Annotated in this window: 7 protein-coding genes and 2 pseudogenes; 2 read left to right on the plus strand and 7 right to left on the minus strand. The window is 71.1% G+C overall.

Annotation, left to right across the window (positions count from 1 at the left end; all coding sequences use genetic code 11):
* Window positions 1-111: 111 nt before the first annotated feature.
* The 4 genes and pseudogenes from CCN56_RS22550 to CCN56_RS22565 form a co-directional block, all read right to left on the minus strand.
* On the minus strand, window positions 112-936 hold the full coding sequence (locus tag CCN56_RS22550; protein WP_086829451.1) for an alpha/beta fold hydrolase: 825 nt from the start codon (window positions 934-936) through the stop codon (window positions 112-114).
* Window positions 933-1,508, minus strand: coding sequence for a TetR/AcrR family transcriptional regulator (locus CCN56_RS22555; protein ID WP_086829452.1), 576 nt, complete (start codon window positions 1,506-1,508; stop codon window positions 933-935). The genes CCN56_RS22550 and CCN56_RS22555 overlap by 4 nt, the downstream gene beginning before the upstream one ends.
* 58 nt (window positions 1,509-1,566) lie before the next feature.
* Window positions 1,567-1,773, minus strand: a pseudogene (locus CCN56_RS44755) (short-chain dehydrogenase); the annotation flags it as partial.
* 150 nt (window positions 1,774-1,923) lie between these two features.
* Window positions 1,924-2,157, minus strand: a complete 234-nt coding sequence (locus CCN56_RS22565; RefSeq protein WP_086829454.1) for a hypothetical protein — start codon at window positions 2,155-2,157, stop codon at window positions 1,924-1,926.
* A gap of 157 nt (window positions 2,158-2,314) precedes the next feature.
* Between CCN56_RS22565 and CCN56_RS22570 the strand changes: the two genes are divergently transcribed.
* A complete protein-coding gene (locus CCN56_RS22570) occupies window positions 2,315-2,764 on the plus strand; it encodes a MarR family winged helix-turn-helix transcriptional regulator (RefSeq protein ID WP_086829456.1) in 450 nt (149 codons plus the stop codon).
* Between the two features lie 14 nt (window positions 2,765-2,778).
* Entirely contained in the window at window positions 2,779-4,374 is a 1,596-nt protein-coding gene (locus CCN56_RS22575) for an MDR family MFS transporter (RefSeq protein WP_086829458.1), read from the plus strand.
* 80 nt (window positions 4,375-4,454) lie between these two features.
* On the opposite strand, the gene CCN56_RS22580 is transcribed toward CCN56_RS22575, so the two are convergent.
* The 3 genes and pseudogenes from CCN56_RS22580 to CCN56_RS22590 all read right to left on the minus strand — a co-directional run.
* Complete coding sequence (locus CCN56_RS22580; protein ID WP_086829460.1) at window positions 4,455-5,237, minus strand: TetR/AcrR family transcriptional regulator C-terminal domain-containing protein; 783 nt, start codon at window positions 5,235-5,237, stop codon at window positions 4,455-4,457.
* A 35-nt stretch (window positions 5,238-5,272) separates the two neighbouring features.
* The gene (locus tag CCN56_RS22585; protein WP_086829462.1) at window positions 5,273-6,772 is read right to left on the minus strand and encodes a DHA2 family efflux MFS transporter permease subunit; all 1,500 of its coding nucleotides are present in this window, start codon (window positions 6,770-6,772) and stop codon (window positions 5,273-5,275) included.
* 72 nt (window positions 6,773-6,844) lie between these two features.
* Window positions 6,845-7,350: pseudogene (locus CCN56_RS22590) on the minus strand (glycosyl transferase); the annotation flags it as partial.

Raw genomic sequence — 7,350 nt, forward strand, 5'->3', positions numbered from 1 at the left:
GTACGTCTGGGTCCGCGCCGATCGCCGCCGGGACGGCGCGGACCCAGACGTACACGGTGTGCGTGGACTCCTGGCGGGTGCCGATCGGCATGCGGGTCGACACCCGCGAGGTCACCGCGACATGGCGCTGACCAGCACCTTCGCGAACTCGGCCGGGTGCTCCACGCAGCCCACGTGTCCGCCGGGGAACTCGACGGTCTCCGCCCCGGTCAGCTCCGCGATCCGCCGGGACGGCCCGACGAGCGCCTCCTGACCCGCCGACTCCCGCCCGATGCCGAGCGTCAGCTTCCCGGCGGCGGCGCGCAGGCCGTCCACATCCGGGACGGAGGAGGAGAAGGGGCACAGGACGTGCTCCAGGAACACCGGCATGTTGGCGGCCATGCGGGAGGCCATCGGCCGGATGGAGGCGGGCAGTTCGCCGTGCTGCCGCTCCGGTTTCCGACCGTCCGGCGTCTCGGAGAACCGGGCCATCGCGGGCCCCAGCCCCTGCGTGCGGTGCAGCTCGCGCACCTCGGCGAAGTGGTCGCGGTACGGGGCGGGGTCGGCGAGCAGCTCCACCAGCGGCGGCTCGTGGGCGACGAGCCGGCGCACCCGGTCCGGGTGGGCGGCGAGCAGGGCGAGGGCGACGATGGCGCCGGAGCTGCTGCCGAAGACGTACGCGGGCTCGTCGGGCGAGACCGCGTCCAGGACGGCGAGGGCGTCCTCGCTCCACTCGGCCACCCGCTGGTCGCCGAGGGGACCGTCGAGCGGGCTGCGCGACAGGCCGCGCTGGTCGTAGGAGACCACCGTGTGCCCGGCTTCCGCGAGCAGGTCCGCCATCCCTTCGAAGAGCCCGGCGTCCCCCGCGCCGCCGGGGACGAGGAGGAGGACGGGGCCGGTGCCGCGCGTCTCGTGGTGGAGGGTGGCTCCCGGGACCTTCAGCGTTCCGACGTTCATGAACCGTTCCCCCAGTTCTCCAGGACGTGATGGAGCGCGTCGAGCGAGCGCGCCCAGGAATCGGCGACGGGGCGGGAGTGCGCGAAGCCGCCGCTCAGTTCGATGTGGATGTAGCCGTGGAAGGTGCTGCGGAGCAGGCGGCCCGCGTCGGTGAGGTCGGGTTCGACCAGGCCGTAGCCGCGCAGCATGCCGTACGTGAGCTCGACGGCCCGCAGGAAGACGGCGGTGTCGGCGACCTCGGCCGGGTCGATCCGCTGCTGGGTGGCCGCGTACCGCCCGGGGTGGGCGAGGGCGTAGTCGCGGTAGGCGTCGGCGAAGGCGACGAGCGCCTCCTTGCCGGAGCGGCCGGCCACGGCGGCGCCGATGGCGTCGTTCATCTCGCCCGAGGCGAGGAGCGCGAGCCGCACCCGCAGGTCCCGCAGGTTCCGGATGTGCGAGTAGAGGCTCGCGTCCTTGACGCCGAAGCGGCGGGCGAGGGCCGAGACGGTGACCTTGTCGAGGCCGCCCTCGTCCGCCATCTCGGCTGCGGCCCGTACGAGGCCGTCGACGGTGATTCCCGCGCGCACCGGAATCCTTTCCTAGGAGGTCTAGGAAACAACCTAGTGGCCCTAGGTCGGGTGCGCCAGGGAATTAGAGACCGGGGAAGCGCACGCCCGTCAGGCGCTCCGACTCCTCCCACAGCCGGCGGCCCGTCCCGGGGTCGGCCGCCGCGTCGGAGAGGCGTACGCGGGTCGGGACGCCCCGCAGTTCGCCCAGGCCGTCCGGCCCGATGAACTCGCCGCCCGCGACGGACGGATCGGTCGCCGCGTACAGCTGGGGCAGCGCGCCCCGCTCCGGGCGCGCTGATCGGGGAGGCCTTCGCGGTGCTCGCGCCCTCGCTCGACTCCGTAAGCGCGTATCCGTAAGCACATGTCCGTAAGCACATGAAAAGGTGGGCCGGGTCCGCGCGATGCGGACCCGGCCCACCTCTACGGGGGTACGGAGCGGTCAGCCCAGCGCCAGCCAGGCGACGGCCGCCAGGACGGCGATCACGGCGACGACACCGACGATCAGGCCGACCCGCGGGCCGCCCGACGCGGCCGCGGCCTGCGGCTGCTGCCGCTGCGGGGTGCCCTCGTCGACGAAGGCGCGGAACATCTGGGTGCTGCCGGCGGGGTCGTAACCCTCGGGGCCCTGAGGGGGCTGGCCCTGGCCGTACGGTGCTTGCGGGTTGTGTGCCATGGGCCAGGACCCTAGCGAAGTCGGGGTGGGGGCCCCAAGCCCCGGCTCCACCCACTCGCCTTTGCCGATTCTTTAGCGCCGTTTGACCGATTTAGTTTGCCTGAAGCAACCATCCATCTCTATGGTTGCCCTAAGCAACAAGATGGACGGGGGACCGATGGCGACGCAGGGCATGTACGAGGAGCTCGCCCGCTCGGTGAGCGCGTTCGGAGCCGTGAAGCGCGGTCTCGCGCGCGTCCTGCCCTTCGAGTGCCAGGGCGGCCCGGCGGCCGTGCTGGCCCTGGTCAACCACCACGGCGCCATGCGGATGAGCCGGCTCGCCGAACTCATGTCCGTCGACATGTCCGTGTGCAGCCGCCACGTGGCCCACACCGTGGACCACGGCTGGCTCGAACGGCTGCCCGACCCCGACGACAAGCGCTCCCGCATCCTGCGACTCACGGAACCGGGTCACGCGATGCTCGGCGAGCTCGACCGCCGAGTGACCGAGGCCCTCTCCCGTCACCTCGCGGAGTGGTCCGACGACGACGTCGAACTCCTCACCCACCTGCTCGGCCGACTCCGCGACTCCTTCGGGGACTGCCGGGTCCAGGCCCACCACGCTTGAGAAAAAGGAAGTTCATGGCTACGACCACGCCCGACACCGGCGCGCGGGACGGCGTCACCGGTACCGGCGGTGGCGGCGACGCCGCCCCGATGACGCACCGGCAGATCATGGAGGCGCTGTCCGGGCTGCTGCTCGGCATGTTCGTCGCCATCCTGTCCTCGACGATCGTCTCCAACGCCCTCCCCCAGATCATCACCGACCTGGACGGCGGCCAGTCCGCCTACACCTGGGTGGTCACCGCCTCCCTCCTGGCGATGACCGCGACCACCCCGCTCTGGGGCAAGCTCGCCGACCTCTTCTCCAAGAAGCTGCTCGTCCAGATAGCCCTGATCGTCTACGTCACGGGCTCGATCGTCGCCGGTCTCTCGCAGAGCACCGGCATGCTCATCGCCTGCCGCGTCGTCCAGGGCATCGGCGTCGGCGGTCTGACCGCCCTCTCCCAGATCATCCTGGCCGCCATGATCGCCCCGCGTGAGCGCGGCCGGTACAGCGGCTACCTGGGCGCGACCTTCGCCGTCGCCACCGTCGGCGGCCCGCTGCTCGGCGGCGTCATCACCGACACCGACTGGCTCGGCTGGCGCTGGTGCTTCTACGTCGGCGTGCCCTTCGCGATCATCGCCCTGATCGTCCTGCAGAAGACCCTGAAGCTCCCCGTCGTGAAGCGCCAGGTCAAGGTCGACTGGGCCGGCGCCTTCTTCATCAGCGCCGCCGTCTCCCTGCTCCTCGTCTGGGTCACCTTCGCGGGCGACAAGTACGACTGGATGTCCTGGCAGACGGCCGCCATGGTCGGCGGCTCGGTCCTCCTCGGCGCGGTCTTCGTGTTCGTCGAGTCCAAGGCGAGCGAGCCGATCATCCCGCTCCGCCTGTTCCGCAACCGGACGATCACCCTCGCCTCGCTCGCCTCGCTCTTCGTGGGTGTCGCGATGTTCGCCGGCACGGTCTTCTTCAGCCAGTACTTCCAGCTGGCGCGGAACGAGTCGCCGACGATGTCCGGCGTCCTCACCATCCCGATGATCGGCGGCCTGTTCGTCTCCTCGACGGTCTCCGGCCTGATCATCACCAAGACCGGCCGCTGGAAGGCCTGGCTGGTCAGCGGTGGCGCCCTCGCCGCCGGCGGCCTCGGCCTGCTCGGCACGATCCGCTACGACACGGCGTACTGGCACATCGCGCTCTTCATGGCGGTCCTCGGCCTCGGCCTCGGCATGATGATGCAGAACCTGGTGCTCTGCACCCAGAACCAGGTGGCCCCCGCCGACCTCGGCGCCGCCTCCTCCGTCGTCACCTTCTTCCGCTCCCTGGGCGGTGCGATCGGTGTCTCGGCGCTCGGTGCGGTCATGGCCCACCGGGTCACGAACTACGTCAAGGAGGGCCTGGCCGAGCTCGGCCCGAAGGCCGCGGCCGCCATGGGCAAGGGCGGCTCGGGCGGCGGCATCCCCGACATGGACAAGCTGCCGGCCCCGATCCGCACGGTCATGGAGGACGCGTACGGGCACGGCGTCGGCGACGTCTTCCTCTACTCGGCGCCGTTCGCGCTGCTCGCCTTCGTGGTGACGCTGTTCATCAAGGAGGTCGCGCTGAAGAGCAACGCGGCGAAGGCCGACACGAAGTAGAAGACTCCCGGGCGCGCTTCGAGCGGAGGCGCGGCCGGGTCCGGTACGGAGCGGCGGGCAGGGGACGGCCCGCCGCTCCGTCATTTCTCCGTGTCGTGCGAGGCCTCGCGCGCGACCATGACCTCGATGCCGGCGATCAGGACGTCCAGGGCGTAGCCGAAGTCGCGGTCCCAGATCTCGCTGAGGCTGTCGTGCGAGGTCCGCTCGTCGAGGATCTCCCTCAGGCCCTCGATCTGCTCCGTGAGGTCCGGATCCTCCCGGAAGGCGCTCACCGAGTCCACGTAGAACTCGTCCTGCGACATCCCGGCCTCCGCCGCGCGCCGGCCGAACTGGGACTCGATCGTCCCGTAGCCGTACACGAACTGGAAGACCGCCGACATCGCGCTCGGCCGCCGGTCGAGCGAGAGGCCGGTCTCCGCGACCGTGTCGTGGATCTTCTGGCCGACGGCGATCGCGTTCGGGCCGATGTTCAGGTACTGGCCGGCGCTCGGCGACATCCAGCCGTGGCGGACCAGCATCCGCCGGTAGTCCAGGGCGAGCAGCCGGATCCGGCCCTGCCAGTCCTCGGCCGCGTCGACCGCCGCGAGGTCGATCTCGCCGTAGACGCTGTCCATGGCGTACTCGAGGATGTCGTCCTTGGTGTCCACGTACCAGTACAGGGACATGGCGGTGACGCCGAGCTCGGTCGCGAGCTTGCGCATGGACAGCTTGGCGAGGCCCTCCTCGTCGAGCATCCGGACCGCGGCGGCGACGATCCGGTCCCGGTCGAGCCCGGCCGGGCCGCCGCCGCTGCGGGTGGCTCTCTTCTCCAGCCAGACGCTGGAACGCGTCGGGTTCTTGGCCCGATCGGCTGCCTTGACCATCGCGCTCCTCCGTCTGTCAGCGGTCCGTCACCATGCTAGGCAGCGACCGGCTGTTCGGCGGTCACGGCCTTCTCCGCGCGTTCGGCCCGCTTGAGCAGGGCCGCCGCGAGGAGACCGCCGGCGAAGACGGCGATCGCGCCGACGAGCTGGCTGGCCTGGAGGCCGGAGGCGAAGGCGTCCGAGATCTGCCGGCGCTCGGCCTCGCCGCCGGCGGCGGCCAGGGCGGCCGGGAGGGAGGTCGCGGTGACGGCGACGAGGGCGGCGAAGCGGGCGTTGAGCACGGCTCCGAGGACGGCGACGCCCAGGCCGTTGCCGAACTCGGCCAGGGTGCCGTTGATCCCGGCGCCCACGCCCGCCTTCTCCGGCGGGATCGCGCTCATGATCGCGTTGGCCATGGCGGGGTTGGAGACGGCGAGGCCGATGCCCATCAGGACCAGGCCGAGGAGCATGCCCCAGTAGGTGCCGTCCGCGCCGCCACCGAGCAGGGCGATCGAGCCGAGCCCGGCCGCCACCAGGGTCATGCCGGCGGCCACCGTGGGCGGGGTGCCGAGCTTCATCACGATCCGCGGGCCGACGCCGGTGAGGTTGAGCGCGACGACGGTCAGCGCGAGCGGCGCCATCCGGAGACCGGCTTCGAGCGGCTCGTAGCCGAGGACGAACTGCAGGTGCTGGGTGAGCAGGAAGAGCGAGCCGCCCATGCCGAACATGACCAGGATCGCTCCGGCGACCGCGCCCACGAACTTCTGGTTGCGGAAGAAGTGCATGTCGAGCATCGGGTACGGGGCACGCAGCTCCCACAGCGCGAAGGCGGCGAGGACGACGACGCCGATCGCGGCCGGGACGAGCACCTCGGCCGAGGTCCAGCCGTGCCCGGGGCCGGTGATGATCGCGTACACGGCGGCGGTCATGCCGATCGTGGAGAGGAGCGCACCGAGCAGGTCGGGGCGGTCGCCCTGGGGGTTCTTGGACTCGGGGACGAGCTTCAGGACGGCGACGAGGGCGATCACCGCGACCGGGATGTTGATCAGGAAGATCATTCCCCACCAGAAGTGGTTCAGGATCACGCCGCCGATCAGCGGGCCGCCGGCGAAGCCGAGCGAGGCGACGGTCGCCCACAGCGCGATGGCCTTGACCCGCTCGGCGTCGTCGAAGATCTGCATCACGACGGCGAGGGTGGTGGTCATCAGGAGCGCGCCGCCGACGCCCATGCCCGCGCGGGCGGCGATCAGCTGCGCGGTGGAGTCGGCGAGTCCCGCGGCGAGCGAGCCGAGGCCGAAGAGCGCGAGACCGGTGGCGAGGAGCTTCTTGCGGCCGTAGCGGTCGGCGGCGTTGCCGGCGGTGAGCAGCAGGCCGGACTGGACGAGCGAGTACGCGTTGATCATCCACTGGATGTCGGTGGTGGAGGCGTGGAGCTCGGAGGTCAGCGAGGGGATGGCGACGCTGAGGACGGTGTTGTCGAGCAGGACGGTGAGCTGGGCGAGACAGATGACGCCGAGGATCAGCCAGCGCTGTGGATGGCGGGCGGGGGTTGTCATACAGCACTCCTATACGGTGTACGAGGCCAAGGCTCGTACACCGTATAGGAGGTCTCGTACGCTGTATAGCGGTTATTTCTGCTTGGTCAGGTCGTAGAAGGTGGCGCCGTCGACCGTGACCTTCTCGAAGATCTCCGCGACCCAGGTGGAGATGGCGGAGTTGCCGCCGCCGAAGCCGCCGCCGGCCGCGATGAAGTAGTGGACCCTCCCCTCCGCCACGTACCGCTTGAACTGCGCGAGCGTCGGGGCCGGGTCGCTGCCGTTGAAGCCGCCGATCGCCATCACCGGCTTCTCGGTGGCGAGTTGGTAGCCGGCGGCGTTCTGGGCGCCGATCGTGGCGGCGACCCAGGTGTAGTCGTCGGCGTCGGCCAGGAGCTTCTGCTTGGCCTTGGTGCCGACATTGGCGCTGTTGAGGAGACCGCCGACGGTGCCGGGACGGACGCCCTCGGGAGGCTGCGCGAAACCACCACCGGGCGCCCTGCCTCCGGCGGCCTGGCCGGGAGCCTGACCGCCAGGAGCCTGACCGCCAGGAGCCTGACCCATGCCCTGACCGCCAGGGGCCTGGCCGCCGCCCTGGC

The organism is Streptomyces sp. NRRL B-24572 (assembly GCF_002156145.1).
Taxonomy (GTDB): Bacteria; Actinomycetota; Actinomycetes; order Streptomycetales; family Streptomycetaceae; genus Streptomyces; species Streptomyces vietnamensis.